The organism is Bradyrhizobium sp. HKCCYLRH3099 (assembly GCF_051167855.1).
Taxonomy (GTDB): Bacteria; Pseudomonadota; Alphaproteobacteria; order Rhizobiales; family Xanthobacteraceae; genus Bradyrhizobium.
The window spans coordinates 1,008,579-1,025,679 of record NZ_JBNPTW010000001.1; the positions used below are offsets into that span (position 1 = coordinate 1,008,579).

General features: G+C 65.7%; 16 protein-coding genes. 4 read left to right on the top strand and 12 right to left on the bottom strand.

Translation table 11 applies throughout. The features are described 5' to 3' along the window. Window positions 1-94: 94 nt before the first annotated feature. From ACQR1Y_RS04640 to ACQR1Y_RS04695, 12 genes are all read right to left on the bottom strand, one after another. Window positions 95-2,218, bottom strand: coding sequence for a methyl-accepting chemotaxis protein (locus ACQR1Y_RS04640; RefSeq protein ID WP_434875241.1), 2,124 nt, complete (start codon window positions 2,216-2,218; stop codon window positions 95-97). Window positions 2,219-2,412: 194 nt separating this feature from the next. Further along, window positions 2,413-3,579 carry a DUF3734 domain-containing protein gene (locus ACQR1Y_RS04645; RefSeq protein ID WP_434856601.1) on the bottom strand — a complete coding sequence of 389 codons (1,167 nt, stop codon included), beginning with the start codon at window positions 3,577-3,579 and terminating at the stop codon, window positions 2,413-2,415. Window positions 3,580-3,690: 111 nt separating this feature from the next. Next, window positions 3,691-3,876, bottom strand: a complete 186-nt coding sequence (ccoS, locus tag ACQR1Y_RS04650; RefSeq protein ID WP_434856602.1) for a cbb3-type cytochrome oxidase assembly protein CcoS — start codon at window positions 3,874-3,876, stop codon at window positions 3,691-3,693. Further along, complete coding sequence (locus ACQR1Y_RS04655) at window positions 3,867-6,068, bottom strand: cation-translocating P-type ATPase (protein ID WP_434875240.1); 2,202 nt, start codon at window positions 6,066-6,068, stop codon at window positions 3,867-3,869. The genes ccoS and ACQR1Y_RS04655 overlap by 10 nt, the downstream gene beginning before the upstream one ends. 14 nt (window positions 6,069-6,082) lie before the next feature. Beyond that, window positions 6,083-6,583, bottom strand: a complete 501-nt coding sequence (locus ACQR1Y_RS04660; protein ID WP_434856604.1) for a FixH family protein — start codon at window positions 6,581-6,583, stop codon at window positions 6,083-6,085. Window positions 6,584-6,601: 18 nt separating this feature from the next. Then, window positions 6,602-8,083: a cytochrome c oxidase accessory protein CcoG gene (gene ccoG / locus ACQR1Y_RS04665; RefSeq protein ID WP_434875239.1), complete on the bottom strand. Its 1,482-nt coding sequence runs from the start codon at window positions 8,081-8,083 to the stop codon at window positions 6,602-6,604. Between the two features lie 97 nt (window positions 8,084-8,180). After that, window positions 8,181-9,053, bottom strand: a complete 873-nt coding sequence (gene ccoP / locus ACQR1Y_RS04670; protein WP_434875238.1) for a cytochrome-c oxidase, cbb3-type subunit III — start codon at window positions 9,051-9,053, stop codon at window positions 8,181-8,183. 6 nt (window positions 9,054-9,059) lie between these two features. Then, window positions 9,060-9,224 carry a CcoQ/FixQ family Cbb3-type cytochrome c oxidase assembly chaperone gene (locus tag ACQR1Y_RS04675; RefSeq protein WP_035639721.1) on the bottom strand — a complete coding sequence of 55 codons (165 nt, stop codon included), beginning with the start codon at window positions 9,222-9,224 and terminating at the stop codon, window positions 9,060-9,062. Window positions 9,225-9,242: 18 nt separating this feature from the next. Beyond that, window positions 9,243-9,977, bottom strand: coding sequence for a cytochrome-c oxidase, cbb3-type subunit II (gene ccoO / locus ACQR1Y_RS04680; protein ID WP_035646365.1), 735 nt, complete (start codon window positions 9,975-9,977; stop codon window positions 9,243-9,245). Between the two features lie 11 nt (window positions 9,978-9,988). Beyond that, window positions 9,989-11,635, bottom strand: coding sequence for a cytochrome-c oxidase, cbb3-type subunit I (gene ccoN / locus ACQR1Y_RS04685; protein ID WP_434875237.1), 1,647 nt, complete (start codon window positions 11,633-11,635; stop codon window positions 9,989-9,991). Window positions 11,636-12,144: 509 nt separating this feature from the next. Further along, window positions 12,145-12,570, bottom strand: coding sequence for a CBS domain-containing protein (locus ACQR1Y_RS04690; RefSeq protein ID WP_434875236.1), 426 nt, complete (start codon window positions 12,568-12,570; stop codon window positions 12,145-12,147). A gap of 38 nt (window positions 12,571-12,608) precedes the next feature. Continuing rightward, window positions 12,609-13,442: a universal stress protein gene (locus tag ACQR1Y_RS04695; protein WP_434875235.1), complete on the bottom strand. Its 834-nt coding sequence runs from the start codon at window positions 13,440-13,442 to the stop codon at window positions 12,609-12,611. A gap of 251 nt (window positions 13,443-13,693) precedes the next feature. Between ACQR1Y_RS04695 and fixL the strand changes: the two genes are divergently transcribed. From fixL to ACQR1Y_RS04715, 4 genes are all read left to right on the top strand, one after another. Further along, window positions 13,694-15,205, top strand: coding sequence for a sensor protein FixL (gene fixL, locus ACQR1Y_RS04700; protein WP_434875601.1), 1,512 nt, complete (start codon window positions 13,694-13,696; stop codon window positions 15,203-15,205). Next, on the top strand, window positions 15,198-15,815 hold the full coding sequence (gene fixJ / locus ACQR1Y_RS04705; protein WP_434856610.1) for a response regulator FixJ: 618 nt from the start codon (window positions 15,198-15,200) through the stop codon (window positions 15,813-15,815). The genes fixL and fixJ overlap by 8 nt, the downstream gene beginning before the upstream one ends. 77 nt (window positions 15,816-15,892) lie before the next feature. Next, entirely contained in the window at window positions 15,893-16,297 is a 405-nt protein-coding gene (locus ACQR1Y_RS04710; protein ID WP_434875234.1) for a response regulator, read from the top strand. A gap of 110 nt (window positions 16,298-16,407) precedes the next feature. After that, a complete protein-coding gene (locus ACQR1Y_RS04715; RefSeq protein ID WP_434875600.1) occupies window positions 16,408-17,097 on the top strand; it encodes a helix-turn-helix domain-containing protein in 690 nt (229 codons plus the stop codon). Window positions 17,098-17,101: the final 4 nt, after the last annotated feature.

Genomic DNA, 17,101 nt, shown 5'->3' on the forward strand with positions numbered 1-17,101 from the left:
CGTGAGACCCCAGATATCGCTGCGCCCATCCGCGCAACCTTAAACAAAAAGCCCCGACCTGGTCCGGGCTTTTTCCTTGCCGTTGAGCTGCTGGTTACGCCGCGCGCACCGCTTCGAGGAAATTGCCGACTTCGCGCTTGAGGCGATTGGAGTCGCCGGCAAGCGACTTGGCCGAGGACAGCACCTCGGAGGACGCCGAGCCGGTCTCGGTCGCCCCGCGCTGCACGTCGGTGATGTTCGACGAGACCTGCTGGGTGCCGTGCGCGGCCTGCTGGACATTACGGGAGATTTCCTGGGTGGCTGCCCCCTGCTCCTCGACCGCGGCGGCGATCGCCGCGCCGATCTCGGCCAGCCGCTCGATCGTCGTGCTGATTGCCTGGATCGCGGTGACCGACTCCTGCGTCGCAGCCTGCACGCCGGAGATCTGTTGCGAGATCTCGTCGGTGGCCTTGGCAGTCTGCTCGGCCAGCGCCTTCACCTCGGTCGCGACCACGGCAAAGCCGCGGCCGGCCTCGCCCGCGCGTGCAGCCTCGATGGTCGCGTTGAGCGCCAGCAGGTTGGTCTGGCCTGCAATCGTGTTGATCAGTTCGACGACGTCGCCGATCCGCGCAGCCGCCTGCGACAGTTCGGCGACCCGGCTGTTGGTCTGGCGCACCTGCTGAACGGCGTCACCTGCCATGCGCGCGGAGGTCTGCACCTGCCGGCTGATCTCGTTGACCGAGGAGGACAGCTCCTCGGTCGCGGACGCCACCGACTGGACGTTGGCGGAGGCTTCCTCCGACGCCGCCGCGACCACCGTGCTGAGCTCCTTCGAGCGGTTCGCGGTGCTGGTCAGCGTATCGGCGGAGGTCTCCAGGCCAGAGGCGGCCGACGACACGGTGTTGACGATGTCGGCGATCGTCGCCTCGAAATTGCGGGTGAGCGTATCGAGCCGGCGGGCGCGATCGATCTGCGCCTGGGCATCGCGCTGCGCCGCCTCGTCCGACGCCTTCTTGGCGATCAGCGCATCCTTGAAGATCCTCAGCGCGCGCGCCATGGCACCGATCTCGTCCTTGCGGGTGTCGTTCGGGATCTCGGCGCCGAGCTCACCATTGGCGAGACGCAGGGTCACGCCGGTCAAGCCGACCAGCGGGCCGATGACGCCGCGGACGACACCGATGACCACAGCGACCGAAACGGCCGCGACCAGCAGAAGCACTCCGAGCGCAATGGACAGCCGCAGCCGCGCCGCGCCGATCGCCTGGTCGATCGACTGATGCGCCGTTTTCAGCGCCGCGTCGCGCAGTACGATGACATTGTTGAGCATCGGAGAGGTCCAGCGGCCCCACTCCTCGGCGGTGATCGGCGATGGCTGGGCGTCGCGCGCGGCGGTCACGATGGCGCGATAGCGGCGCTCTCCGTCACCCATCAAGGTCGAGCGGGCATGTTCGAGGGCCGCGGAGACCTCCGGCGCATTGCGAACGCTGCGGGCGGCCAGTTCGATCTGCTGCCACAGCAGGGTCACCTGCCCGCTATTTTCGGTCACATCGGCGAGACGGGCCGGCGTCCAGCTGGTGTTCTGGATGAAGAAGCGCAGCACCGCCGAGCGGGCGCCATTGATCGTGCGCATCGACTGCGACAGCTGCGCGAGCTGGGCGGATGGCAGAAGATTCTCGACCTCCCCGCCGGACCGCGCCAGCTCGATCGCCGTCTCGTCGATGGCAGCGCTGAGCGCGTCGGCCGCCCGGCCGAGGCCATCGGTCGTCGCGGCCTGGCTATTGGCGGGGCGCTGGGCCGCCGCAAGCTGCGCTGCGCCACGGCCTGCCGAGCGGACATCCTTCAAGGTCTGCATGGCGGCGTCGACATTCCGGGTCGGCAACCCTGCCACCTGCACCGCGCTCTTGGCCTGTGCGAGCGCCTCGTCCGTCGTCGCGATCGCCTTGTCGAGCTTGGCCATGTCCTCGGCCGACGCCGCTCCGGGTGCTCCGAGCACGTTCCACTGGCTGCGTTCGAGCGGGATCAGCGCGTTCACCTTCATCACCAGTTCGAAGGCATCGAGCACGCGCGCGGCCTGCTCACGCTTGCCGAGATCCCCCCAACTGCTCCAGGCGAGCATGCACGCGAAAGCCATGGCAAACACGCCGGTCAGCAGATTGCCGGCCAGGATCTTCCATTTGAGACTGACCGCTCCAGCCTCCCGGTGAACGGGATCGTTCTGCATCATCGCAAGGTCGGACATCGGTCATTCCCAATCGATCGCCGTCGGCCGCGTGGCGACCCGCATGGTCAGCCGGCGCGGACCGCGTCATCTTTGCCGCGTCCTCATCATTAAGAACGAATGACCACCAATCCCTTAAACCGCCTGGTTTTTGCGGTACTCGAATGCTGATTAGTTCGATGAACTTGACAGTTTCGGGGATCGTTCACCCGCCGCTACTCGGCGGCGGCCTTCGTGACAACTTCCGGATCGTGCACCACGACGCCGGACAGCGGATCGAACTCACCCCTCCAGGGCATCCGCTCCAGCACCGAGCGCGTATGCTGATAGCCGGCGCTCCAGCGCGCGGCAATGCCGCGCTCGCTGAAGTCGATATCCTTGGTGTGGTTCTCGCGATCGAGCTGCGGCGCCAACAGCCTCACCACGTGCATCCTGGTCTGGCAGCCATAGCTCGCGAGCTCGCGCACGGCCGGATCGTTGCGGAGGGAGTCCGGCAGCCGCGCGGCCAGTTCCTTGATGATGTGGCGGAGCCGGTGGATCTGCTCCTGGCGGGCGATCTGGCTGCCCATGCGGCTCGCATATTGGACGTCCTTGTGACGGTTGAACACCTCCGCCATCGTCACCGGCTCGGTCCCTTCCGGATTCCACAGATTGACGGCGAAGATCAGCGAATCCCGGCGCGGATTGTCGTCGAACACGACCTCGGTCGGCGTGTTCGAAAGAATGCCGCCGTCCCAATAGAGTTCGCCGTCGATGCGGACGGCCGGAAACGCGGGCGGCAGCGCGCCGGAGGCGAGGATATGACGGACGTCGAGCGTCCCGTCGCGGCTGTCGAAATAATGCATCCGGCTGGTCCGGACATGCGCGGCCCCGACCGTGACGCGGAGGCTACCGCCGTTGAGCAGATCGAAATCGACCAGTTCCCGCAGCGTCTCGCGCAGCGGAGCGGTGGCATAATAGCCGGCCTGCTCAGCGCCGAGTGGAAACCCATCGCCGGCGTGTGCCAGCGCGTTGGGCTTGAAGAACCCGGGAATGCCATGCGTCAGGGTCGTCCAATAGGACAGCCTCTCGTCGAGATCCGGAAAGGCGGTGCGGAGGCCCCAGATCGGACGCGCGTGCATCCGCATCCAGAACTCCCGCAGCCGGGCCATCCGCTCCTGCACCGCACTGCCGGCGATCAGGGCGGCATTGATGGCGCCGATCGAGGTCCCGATCACCCAGTCCGGTTCAATGCCGGCTTCGCTCAGGGCCTGATAGACGCCAGCCTGATAGGCGCCGAGCGCGCCGCCGCCCTGCAGCACGAGGACCACCTGCCCAGGAAGCGTGCTGCGATCGATTGTCGCGCGCCCCGTGTCGCCGCCCTCGGCCAAATCTGCGGCCATGTCTGCCTCTTCATCCGCGTGAACTCTTGGCCTGTTCGCAAGGCCCGCGTCATTGTTACGACAGGGGCGGTCGATGCGACAGGGGCAGCGCTTGCGCGGATGGTACGGGGATCACGACCTCGAAGGAGCAGCCTCCGGCTGAGCCGGGGCGGCCGGCTCATCATCATCGGCGATGGCGCGCCAGGCCGCGCCTTCGAGGTCCTCATACTGGCCGCTCTTCAGCGACCAGAGGAAGCCGACCAGTCCGGCCAGACCGAGTGCCAGCGCCAGCGGCACCAGGATGATCATCACTTCCATGACGCGGCCTCCTCGCGGACCTTGCGGGCCCGCAGCGCGTTCAGCATCACCAGGATCGAGGAGCCCGACATCGCCGCCGCCGCGATCAAGGGCGTGACGACGCCGCTGATGGCGAGCGGCACGGCAAGCACGTTGTAGAGCACCGCGAGCCACAAATTCTGCCGCATCAGATGCAGCGCCTTGCGCGCATAGTCGATCGCGGCCAGCACCGGCGACAAGGGGCGGCCGAGGAAGACGAGATCGGCGGTGGCCTGGCTGAGATGCGCCGCCGAGATCGGCGACATCGAGACATGGGCGGCGGCCAATGACGGCGCATCGTTCATGCCGTCGCCGACCATCATGACCTTCACGCCGGCGCGCTTGAGCTCCTCCACGCGCGCGATCTTGTCGGCCGGCGTCACGCCGGCGCGCCAGTCGGTGATCCCGAGCGCCTTCGCGGCGGCGGCAACGGCCGCCTCGCGATCGCCCGAGAGGATCTCGACCTTGATGCCGCGGCGCTGCAGACCGGCGACGATCCTGGCAGCATCGGGACGCAGACCCTGCCGCACGGAGAACAGGTATTTCTCATCGCCGCGGCTGAACGCCACGACGGAGGCTTCGGGGTCGCCGTTCGCGCTCTGCGCGACCAGCGCCTCGGCGCCGCAGAACGAGGGACGGCCGAGCCGGAGTTCGACACCGTCCACCATCGCGCGGACACCCTGCCCTGGCTCCTCGATCGCGCCCATCAAAGGTGACCGCGACTTCGCGGCCTGGGCGACTGCCGCCGCCACGGGATGATGGCTCGACAAGGCGAGCTGCCCGGCGATGGAAAAGACGTCCGCGGGAATGTCGGCGGCGTTGACGACTTCGAGCTCGGGCAAGGTCAGCGTGCCCGTCTTGTCGAAGATGACGTGATCGGCCTCGGCCAGGCGCTCAATCGCGTCGCCGACATTGAGCAGCACGCCGGACTTGAACATCGCGCCGGAGGCGACCGTCTGCACGGTCGGAATAGCAAGGCCGAGCGCGCAGGGACAGGTGATGATCAGCACGGCGATGCCGGTGACGATGGCATCGTGCCAGCTCGCGCCGGCGAGCGCCCAACCCAGCACGGTGAGCGCTGCGGTGGCATGCACCACCGGCGCATAGAGCCGCGAGGCGCGGTCGGCGAGACGCATGTAGCGCGAGCGGGCCTGCAGCGCGGTGTCGAGCAGGCGCGTGATCTCGGCGAGCAAGGTGCCTTCGGCGGCAGCGGAGACGCGCACGCGCAGCGTGCCTGAAATGTTGAGCGATCCGGCATAGACGGCGGTGCCCTGCTCGGCCGGCACATACAGCGTCTCGCCGGTGATCAGACTCTGGTCGATCTCGGAGCGGCCCTCGACCACGACGCCATCGACGGCGCAGCGCTCGCCCGGGCGGAGTAGCACGAGGTCGCCGGCGCGGACGGCGGCGACCGGGACCTCGGAGATTTCATCCGCGCCGATGAACTTGGTCGCGGTCTCCGCCTTCAGGGCGGCGAGATTGCCGGCCACCGCGCGGGTCCGCCGCCGCATGTTCTGGTCGAGATAGCGGCCGACCAGCAGGAAGGTCAGCAGCATGATCGCGGCGTCGAAATAGGCATGCTCGGCGTGATGGAAGGTCTCGACGATCGACATGCCCAAGGCGAGGATCACGCCGATGCAGATCGGCACGTCCATGTTGACGTTGCCGGTCTTGAGCGCGCGCCACGCCGAGCGGAAGAACGGCTGGCCGGCATAGGCCGCCGCCGGCAGCGCGATCAGCGCCGACAGCCAATGGAAGAAGTCGCGCTGCTCCGGCAGCATGTCGCTGACATTGCCCGACCATACCGGGATCGACAGCATCATCACGTTCATGGTCGCGAACGCCGCGACGCCGAGGCAGCGCAGCAGGAAGCGCGACTCCTCGGCCTCGGTGGCCTCGGCGCTCGCCTTCTCGAACGGATAGGCCTTGTAGCCGAGCTCGGCCAGGCGATCGATGAACTTGGCCGGATCGAGCGTGCCCTGCTTCCACTCCAGCGCGACGCGGCGGTCGGTGAGATTGACACGCGCCAGCGTCACATCCGGCAATGCCGACAGCCCGCGCTCGATCTTGGCCATGCAGCCGGCGCAGCTGACACCTTCGACTGCGAGGTCGATATGCTTGAGGCCCTTGCCGAGATCTTTCACATAATGGGAGAAGTCACGCGTCACGTGCATGATCGAAACATCCTTCAGTTCAGCAGCACGCGGTTCTTGGACATGAACAGCCGCCGGCCGCTGGAATCGCCTTCGAGCACGAGATCCCACTGCCCCGGAGCGATCGCCTCCGCGGTGCCGCGATAGATTCCGATGCCGACCTCGGCCAGATCGACCTGCTGATCGGCACGCTTGTCGGCGGGACGCTCGAGCCGGCCCTGGAAGGTCAGGCCGGAGACCGGATTGCCGCTCGCGTCACGCGCATTGACCTGCACCACGGCCGCCCCGCTGGCGCCGCGCTCGATATGCGCCTCGACCTTCCAGCGCCGTGCGTCCTGATCGCGCGCCGCCGCGATCTCCTTCTCGTAGCCGAGGCTCGCGCTGTAGGCGCTGTCGACGTCGGTCCCGGGCAAGGTCGAGATCGCCATCTTCATCATGTAGACGTTGACGCCGATCACGAGCCCGAAGAAGCCGATGAGCATCGCGAGCACCATGCGTCCGGTCAGCTGGAAGGACGGTTGGGAACGGCTGGCCATGGACGGGCTCCTTCGATCTTACGGGCTGACGAAATTGTCGGTGGCGGAGGCGACGACGCCGAGGCCGATGTCGGTGATGTGGAACTTCACCGGGATCGACTTCTCCGGATTGCTCTCTTCCGGCGCGGTGACCAGGAGCCGCAGCTCCTCGGTCTGGTCGCGGCCGATCACGATCATCGGACGGTCCGGCGTGACGGAATCGGCGCCGACCACGTGGACGGTCGAGTTGACCGGACCTTCGATGTCGATGGCGATGACACGGTCGAAGCCGTGCTTGTTGAGCACGCGCACGGTGTAGGCATTGCGGATCGAGCCGTCGGACAGCTTGATCGCGACCGGATTGCGGTCGTGCAGCACGTTGACGTCGAGCAGCGAGCGGGTCGCGAGCTTGTAGACCATCGCGCCGCCGACCACCGCGATGATTGCGGCATAGGTGACGGTGCGCGCGCGCACCAGCTTGTAGACCGGCGCCTTGCCTTCCTGACGGCGATGGATGTTGATGTCGTTGTCATAGCCGATCAGCCGCGTCGGACGGCCGATCTTGGTCATGACGGTGTCGCAGGCGTCGATGCACAGGCCGCACTGGATGCAGTCCATCTGCGCGCCGTCGCGGATGTCGATGCCGGTCGGACACACCGCGACGCATTGCTTGCAGTCGATGCAATCGCCGGCCGGCTGGCCGAGCGCGCGCAGCTCGGCGGCCTTCTTGACCGACATGCGGTTCTCGCCGCGGTCGTAGCGATAGGTGACGTTGAGCGCCCATTCGTCGGTGAGCGCCGCCTGGATGCGCGGCCACGGGCACATGTAGACGCAGACCTGCTCGCGCATGAAGCCGGCGAGCGTGTAGGTCGTGGCGGTCAGGATCGCGATCCAGATATAGGCCAGCGGCGGCCCCTGGAAGGTGACGAGCTCCTTCACCAGGGTCGGCGCGTCGCTGAAGTAGAGCACCCAGGCGCCGCCGGTCCACCAGGCGATCATCAGCCAGATCGAATGCTTGAGGACGAGCTCGGAGATCCGTTCCAGCTTCATCGGGTCGCTGGAGGCGTCCTTCTTCATCCGCTCGCGGCGGTCGCCCTCGATCAGGCGCTCCACGGCGTAGAACAGGTCGGTCCAGACTGTCTGCGGACAGAGGTAGCCGCACCAGATGCGGCCGCCGATCGCGTTCATGAGGAACAGGCCGATCGCGGCGATGATCAGCAGGCCGGTGAAATAATACACCTCCTGCGGCCACAGCTCGATGAAGAAGAAATAGAAGCGATGATTGGGGAAGTCGATCAGCACCGCCTGATCCGGCGCGCCGAGACCGCGATTCCAGCGCACGAACGGCAGGAAGTAATAGACGCCGAGACAGAAGCCCATCAGGCCCCATTTGATCCGGCGGAAGGTGCCCGAGACGCTCTGCGGATAGACCTTCTTGGTGGGCGCGTACAGCGGACCGTAATCGTCCACCGGCTGCGCCTCTTGAGGCTTCAGGTCGTCGGGTTTTACCGTCTGGTTCATCGCTGGGGTCTTCTCGCAGTTGCGGCCGAAGGTATGCCCACCTCCGGCCGCTCAGTTGATCCAGCTCAATTGGAAGGAAAGTTCCGTTGGATTTCCGTTACTTTCCTCCGCCCAGCGAATGGACATAGACGGCCATCGCCTTGATCGTGGTCGGGTCGAGACGGCCCTCCCAGGCCGGCATGACACCGGCGCGGCCATTGGTGATGGTCTCGATCAGAGTCGCCTCGTCCGAGCCGTACAGCCAGATCTTGTCCGTGAGGTTGGGCGCGCCGACCTCCGGATTGCCCTTGGCGTTGTCGCCATGGCACGCCGCGCAGTTCTCGGCGAAGATCTTGGCGCCGGCCTTGGCGTCATAGCCTTGCCGCGTGGGCAGGCCGGCCAATTCGCGGACGTAGTTGGCGACCGTGACAATCTCCGCCGGCTTCAGGACACCGTCCTTGCCGAAGGCGAGCATCTGGCCCTCGCGGGTCTTCGGATGACCTGAGCGGATGCCGTACAGCAGGGTCTGCTGGATCTGCTCCAGCGAGCCGCCCCACAGCCAGTCGTCGTCGTTCAGGTTCGGAAAACCCTTGGCGCCGGCCGCACCCGTACCGTGGCAGGCGGCGCAATTGTCGCCGAACACGGTCTTGCCCTTGGCACGCGCCAGGGCGAGCATCGCCGGATCCCTTTCGATGTCGGCGAGCGAGGCGGTCGCGAGCGCCGCCATCTTGGCGCCGCGGATCTTCTCGAGGTTGGCGAGCTCGACCGCGACGTCCGCGCGGGACGAGTAGCCGAACAGGCCCGTCGTGTTGCTGGTGATGGTCGGCCAGGCCGGATACACGATCCAGTAGCCGATCGCCCAGACGATGGTGATGTAGAAGGTGATCACCCACCACCGCGGCAGCGGGGTGTTGAGCTCCTTGATGCCGTCCCAGGCGTGGCCCGTGGTGGCGGTGCCGGAGACGCTGTCGACTTCGTTGTGGTCAGCCATGTTGAATTACTCCTCCCGCAACGGCATGCTCGCCGCCTCGTCGAAAGCGGCCTTGTTGCGAGGCCAGAGGGCATAGGTCACGATCGCGATGAAGATCGCGACAAAGATCGGGGTCCACAGCGTCGTCACGAGTGACGACGCGATGTTCTCGACTGCAAGGATGGGCTTCATGATGTCAGGCTCCCGATCTCAGCGCAGATTGGCTTTTTCGTTGTAGATCTTGAAGTCGACCAGCGTGCCGAGCATCTGCAGATACGCGACCAGCGCATCCATTTCCGTCGGCGCCCCCGCCTTGCCGTCGAAGTTGCGCACCACCGCCTTCGGATAGCGCTTGGTGAGCGCCTCCGCGCCGGCATTGTCCGGATCGACCTGCGCCTTCAGATCGGCGGCTGCGTTGGCGATCTGGTCCTCGGTGTAGGGCACGCCCACGGCCCGCAACGTCTTCAGATGGTCGGCGACGTTGTCGGCGTTCAGCTCGGTCTCCTTCAGGAAGGGATAGCCGGGCATGATCGACTGCGGAACGATGGCGCGCGGGTTGGTCAGATGGGTGACGTGCCAGTCGTCGGAATACTTGTTGCCGACGCGGGCGAGGTCAGGCCCCGTGCGCTTGGAGCCCCACTGGAACGGGTGGTCGTACATGCTCTCCGCGGCGAGCGAGAAGTGGCCGTAGCGCTCCACTTCGTCACGCAGCGGACGCACCATCTGCGAGTGGCAGAGATAGCAGCCCTCGCGGACATAGATGTTGCGGCCGGCCAGCTCCAGCGGCGTGTAGGGACGCACGCCGTCGACCGCCTCGATCGTGCTCTTCAGGTAGAAGAGCGGAGTGATCTCGACGAGGCCGCCGATCGCGATCACCAGCAGGATGCCGATGATCAGGATGATCGAGTTCTTCTCGAAGACTTGGTGTCGTTGCCAGAATGACATGGTTGGATACCTCACTCCGCCGGCTGAAGGGCGACGGGGGACTGAACCTCTTCCTCACCGACACGGACCGTCATCCAGAGATTGTAGGCCATGATGAGTGAGCCGATCAGGAACAGCGCGCCACCGGCGGCACGGATGATGTAGAAGGGGTGCATCGCCTCGACGGTCTCGATGAACGAGTATTCGAGGAAGCCGAGCGCCGTGTAGGACCGCCACATCAGACCCTGCAGGATGCCCGAGACCCACATCGCGGAGATGTAGAGCACGATGCCGAGCGTGGCCGTCCAGAAGTGCCAGTTCACCAGCTTGAGGCTGTAGAGACCCTTGCGGTTCCAGATCCACGGCACGAGGCAGTACAGCGCGCCGAAGGAGACGAAGCCGACCCAGCCGAGCGCACCGGAGTGCACGTGACCGATGGTCCAGTCGGTGTAGTGGCTGAGCGAGTTGACCACCTTGATCGACATCATCGGACCTTCGAAGGTCGACATGCCGTAGAAGGCGACCGAGACGACCAGCATGCGCAGCACCGGGTCAGTCCGCAGCTTGTCCCACGCCCCCGACAGGGTCATCAGGCCGTTGATCATGCCGCCCCAGGAGGGCATCCACAGCATGATCGAGAAGGTCATGCCGAGCGTCTGCGTCCAGTCCGGCAGCGCCGTGTAGTGCAGATGGTGCGGGCCGGCCCAGATGTAGAGGAAGATCAGCGCCCAGAAGTGGATGATCGACAGCCGGTAGGAATAGACCGGACGCTCCGCCCGCTTCGGGATGAAGTAGTACATGATGGCGAGGAAGCCGGCGGTCAGGAAGAAGCCGACCGCGTTGTGGCCGTACCACCACTGGAACATCGCATCCTGCACGCCGCCCCAGGCGATGTAGGACTTCGAGCCGAAGAACGACACCGGAAGCGCCGGGTTGTTGCCGAGATGCAGCACGGCGATCGTGACGATGAAGGCCAGATAGAACCAGTTCGCCACGAAGATGTGCGGCTCCTTGCGCTTGATGACCGTCACCAGGAAGACCAGCAGGTAGACCACCCAGACGATCGTCAGCCACAGATCGGAGTACCACTCCGGCTCGGCGTACTCCTTGCCCTCGGTGACGCCCAGCAGATAGCCGGTGCCCGCGATCAGGATGAAGAAGTTGTAGCCGACCACCACGAACCACGGCGCCAAGTCACCGGCGAGGCGGACGCGGCAGGTGCGCTGCACGACGTAGAACGACGTCGCCAGCAGCACGTTGCCGCCGAACGCGAAGATCACCGCCGAGGTATGCAGCGGCCGCAGGCGGCCGAAGCTGGTCCAGGGCAGATCGAAGTTCAGCGCCGGCCAGGCGAGCTGCGAGGCGATGATGAGGCCGACGGCGAAGCCGGCGATGCCCCAGAACATCGCCATGAAGGAGGCGAACTTGATCGGCCCGAGATTGTAGTTGGGCCGGCCGTTGATCTCCTGCGGCGGCAGGTCGCCGCGCTCGAAGTAGCGGTTGAGGATGAAGAAGACGGACGCCGCGCTGGCGGCAGCCGCGAGCGAGGCGTGAAACGCGAAGGCCGTATCCAGTGCCTTCGCCGCAGCGAAGACGCACAAGAAGGCGGTGACGGCGAAAATGAGCGATAGCCCACTCTCACCGATGGTCATGGATTTTGTTGATGAGGACGCGCTCATGCGGAATCTCGCTGAAAGAACACGAGACCAGCAACCATAATCGCCCACACGTGGAATTGATCGAAATCAACCTTGCGACCCGTTCGCCGCTAATCACCCAGGATGTTGCCGAAATCAGCGCGGTTCCGAGGTGAGATGACGAGTGCAGCCGAGCCGCCCGAACTCGCCTGTGCACATCTTCGCTGCAGGCCGCTTTTTCGCTGCGAGCGGATCCGACCTCGCCCCGCTTGCGGGGAGAGGTCGGATCGCATCGAAGATGCCATCCGGGTGAGGGGGACTCTCCGCACGGCCGGTGGATGTGCCCCTCACCCCAACCCTCTCCCCGTGAAGGACGGGGAGAGGGAGCGCACCGTTCGTGCCTTCAAGAGCCCGAATCCAACTTTGAAGATGTTTGCTCAAACAAGGCTAAAGATCCCGAGAGAAGACGAGAACGACCAAGCTCGCAGATGGGACATCTGCGAGCTGGGCCGATCAAACATTGGTATGCGACGCGAAACAGGTCGCCGCGCTCAGTCCTTGGCGGCCGCTGCCAGCGCCCGCACGATGTCCTCGCGGGCGACGATCCCGACCACCCTGTTCTCGGCATCTGTCACGGGAAGGCTGCGGATGCGGTGCTCGACCATCAGCTGAAGCACGCGCGTGAGCTTCGTATCCGGGCGGACATAGATGAACTCCGACGTCATCACGTCCGCCACCGTCCGGTTCATCAGATCGGCATAGCGCGGCATCATCTGGTTCGGCGTGAAGGCGAAGCACTTCAGCACGTCGAACTTGGTGACGATGCCGATGACCTCGTCGTTCTCGACGACGGGGTAGGTGTTGAAATCGTCGCGATCGAACATGTCGCCGAGCTCGCGGATCGTCGTTTCCCGGGTCACGGTGGTGACGTTCCGCGTCATGCAGCTGCCGGCGGTTTCCTCGAGGAATCTGTACAAGGCGGCAATCCTGTTCTCGGATGGAGCGGGTGAAAACCTCAATGCGACAGCAGCACGCAACGTTCGGTGCGCGTCATCAGATGCTCGGTGACGCCACCGAGCACGAACTCGCGGAATCGCGAATGGCCATAGGCGCCAGCGACGACGAGCCCGGCCGACAGATCGGCGGCGACCGCGTCGAGCCTGGCCGTGACGCTGCGCCCCTGCCCCGCCTCCTCGACGCGCGCGGATGCGACGATCTCGTGACGCTTGAGCCAGCCGATCACATCCTCGAGGCGCGCCTCGCAGGCATCATATTCGGAGGCATTTTCCAGGATCTCGACCACGACCACGTTGCTGGCCTTCGCCAGCAGCGGCACCGAATCGACCAGCGCCCGGCGCGCCTCCGGCGTCTCCTTCCAGGCCACCAACACCGTATCGAGATCGAGCCAGCTCGCAGTGTCGGGCACCGCGAGCAGCGGCCGTCCGGCCTGCATCACGAGATCCTTGGGGCTGGCGACCGCGAACGCGTCGGAGACGCCGGTCGGGGCGCAGCCGGTGACCAGGATGTCAGCCGCGCGGGCCTGGGCCAGCGTGTAGCGGGCGGGGAAATCCAGCGCGCTGCGCCAGCCCAAGGGGGCGGCGCGGTCGCCGATCGTCGCGCGGAATTGCCGCTCCAGCTCCGCGAGCCGGTTCTGGAGCCCGGCCTCGCCCTGCTCGATCAGGTCCTGCGCCTGCTCGCCGGTCGTGAAATAGAGCGGCGGCGTGAATTCGCCCGCCGCCACGCCGATGACGCCTGCGCCAAAGCGGGCCGCGAGATCGCCTGCGACCTGAAGGCGGGCCTCATTCGGCTGGCTGAGCGCAAGACTCACCATGACAGTCGCGAGCGTCATCCCGCCTCTCCACACATTGCTTCCATGCCGCTCTTAGAGGCGAAAACACCGGCCGTGATGAGATAGATCAATATGCCGCGATGGAACCGTCGCGCAGACCGGGCCTGGAACCGGCGAAAATCGGAGAAAGCCTTGAATTGTCGAACCAAAGTTTAAGCCGGCCGGGGTTGAAACAACCCAATCTGGTATAGGATGAGACGGTGGCCGGCCCCGGCTGCGACATCAACGGCGAATCGATCGAAGGCTCAAAAGTGCGCGGCGTCACCCAACCTTTCCCGGACGCATCCGTCAGGCCCGAGGACGCCCGGGCGCTGGGTTTCGGCGCGTGGGATCTCGACCTCGCCTCCGGCGCGTTCTACTGGTCGGTGACGACGCGGAAGCTGTTCGGGGTCACGGCCGACGAGCCGGTGAGCTATGGCCAGTTCCTGTCATTGCTCGCCGCACGGGACCGCGCTCCGGTCGAGGCCGCGATCGAGCATGCGCGCCATCAGGGCACCGGTTTCGACATGTCGTTCCAGGTCTCCGGCGGCGGCCACTGGATCCGGGTGCTCGCCGGCGTGGTCCCCGACGAGGCCGGCAAGCCGCGGCATCTGCGCGGCATCGCGCTCGACATCGACCAGGAAAAGCGGCTGGAGGAGGCGCTGCGGCTGCGCGAGCAGCACTTCCGCTCGATCCTGGACACCGTGCCCGACGCGATGATCGTGATCGACGGCGGCGGCATCATCCAGTTCTTCAGCGCCGCGGCCGAGCGGATGTTCGGCTATTCGGAGGAAGAGGCGGTCGGCCTCGACGTCAGCGAGCTGATGCCCGAGCCCGACCGATCGCGCCACGCCAGCTATCTCACGCGTTATCACGGCACCCGCGAGCGCCACATCATCGGCATCGGCCGCATCGTGACAGGGCGCCGGCGCGACGGCACGACCTTCCCGATGCATCTGTCGATCGGCGAGATGCAGTCCGGCGGCAAGCCGTATTTCACGGGCTTCGCCCATGATCTCACCGAGCATCAGCAGACCCAGGCGCGCCTGCGCGAGTTGCAGTCGGAGCTGGTCCATGTGTCCCGACTCAGCGCCATGGGCGAGATGGCCTCGGCGCTGGCGCACGAGCTGAACCAGCCGCTGGCGGCGATCAGCAACTACATGAAGGGCTCGCGCCGCCTGCTTGCCGGCAGCAACGATCCGAACACCGCCAAGATCGAGAGCGCGATGGACCGCGCCGCCGAGCAGGCGATTCGCGCCGGCCAGATCATCCGGCGGCTGCGCGACTTCGTCTCGCGCGGCGAATCGGAGAAGCGGGTCGAGAGCCTTTCGAAGCTGATCGAGGAGGCCGGCGCGCTGGGCCTTGCCGGCGCGCGCGAACAGAATGTGCAGCTGCGCTTCCAGCTCAATCCCGAAGCCGATCTGGTGCTCGCCGACCGGGTGCAGATCCAGCAGGTGCTGGTCAATCTGTTTCGCAACGCGCTCGAGGCCATGTCGCATTCCGAGCGCCGCCAGCTCACGGCGACGAATCGGCGGGTCAGCGACGACTTGATCGAGGTCGCCGTGTCCGATACGGGGACGGGGTTCCCCGACGACGTCATGCCCAATCTTTTCAAGACCTTCTTCACCACCAAGGACACCGGCATGGGCGTGGGCCTCTCGATCAGCCGGTCGATCATCGAGGCCCATGGCGGGCGCATGTGGGCCGAGAACAACGAGGCAGGCGGCGCGACCTTCCGCTTCACCCTGCCCGGCGCCCCAACCAAGGTTGAGCAAGATGGCTGAACGGGCCAAGGTCTATGTGATCGACGACGACGAGGCGATGCGGGACTCGCTCAACTTCCTGCTCGATTCCTCCGGCTTCGACGTCACGCTGTTCGAGAACGCGCAAACCTTCCTCGACCGGCTGTCGACGCTGAGCTTCGGCTGCATCGTCTCCGATGTGCGGATGCCGGGGATCGACGGCATCGAGCTGCTCAAGCGCATGAAGGCCGCCGGCAGCAGCTTTCCGATCCTGGTGATGACCGGCCATGGCGACGTGCCGCTCGCTGTCGAGGCCATGAAGCTCGGCGCGGTGGACTTTCTCGAAAAGCCGTTCGAGGACGAGCGCCTCGTCGCAATGATCGAGACCGCGATTCAGCAGGCTGCGCCGGCCGCGAAGACCGAGCAGGTCACGCAGGACATTCTCGGCCGAATCGCCAGCCTGAGCCCACGGGAGCGCCAGGTGATGGACGGATTGATGGCCGGCCTCTCCAACAAGCTGATCGCGCGCGAATACGACATCAGCCCGCGCACCATCGAGGTCTACCGTGCTAACGTGATGACCAAGATGGGCGCGAGCAGCCTCTCGGAGCTGGTGCGTCTGGCGATGCGCGCAGGCGCTTTGAAGGATTGAGCTAGATCAAGCGGCCTTGACAGATTCGGGTGTTATGTTGCGCCTTGGTTCAACATCACATTCGCGCGGCACGTGCCATGTCGGTTCACGCCAAACCCAAGGTCTACGTCGCCGATGACGACGCAGACGTCCTCGGTTCGCTGCGCTTCCTGCTGGAGGCGGACGGCTTCGATGTCCGCACCTTCCGCAGCGGCACGGCCCTTCTGAAGGCATCGACCCAGGCGCCGGTCGACTGCTTCGTGGTCGATTACAAGATGCCGGAGCTGAACGGGGTCGAGCTCACGGAGAGGTTGCGCAAGCAGGGCGCGACCGCGCCGGTGGTGCTGATCACGGGGCATTACGACGACCGGCTGGAAGCCCGGGCCGCCGCCGTCGGCATCCAGGATTTCCTGCTCAAGCCGCTGCTCGACGACAATCTGGTCAAGCGCATCCGCAAGGCGATCGCCAATGACCATTCGGCTACCGCCCAGCGCGTCTCCTGACCGGCCGGTTACGTAGATCTACGTAAGGGAACCCCCTTAAGATAACGGCCCAAATGTCCTTAACAGGAGGCGCCGTGTACCACATCGCCATCCGCCGCAAGGAGATGGTCATGCTCAATCAGTCGCTTACCCACTCGGTCGTCACCCCCAGCGCCACTGCCGTCCCCTCTCCTGCCGCCAACCCCTTTGCCGAGATCACCGGCCATGCCGGGCTCATCGCCAGCGAGTTCTCCTACAAGAAGGACGAGGAGATCTATGGCGAGGACGAGCCGGCCGAGTACGTCTACCAGGTGATCTCCGGCGCCGTCCGCAGCTACAAGCTGCTGTCCGACGGCCGCCGCCAGATCGGCGCCTTCCATCTTCCCGGTGACGTCTTCGGCCTCGAATTCGGCTCCGCTCACCGCCTGGCCGCGGAAGCCATCATCGACACCACGGTTCGCCTGGTGAAGCGCCGCAGCCTCGAACAGGCCGCCGGCACCGACGTCGCGGTCGCCCGCAAGCTCTGGACCATGACCGCCCACGATCTGCGCCACGCCGAAGACCACATGCTGCTGTTGGGCCGCAAGACCGCGATGGAGCGCGTCGCGACCTTCCTGCTCGAGATGGATCGCCGCCTTGCCGTTGCTGGCATGATGGCGCTGCCGATGTGCCGCCGCGACATAGGCGACTATCTCGGCCTGACGCTCGAAACCGTGTCGCGCGCGCTGTCCCAGTTGCACAGCCAGGGCGTTCTCGGCTTCTCCGGCGCCCGCCAGATCGTGTTGCGCAACCGTCAGCGCCTGCGCAGCATGGACGCCTGAGCGA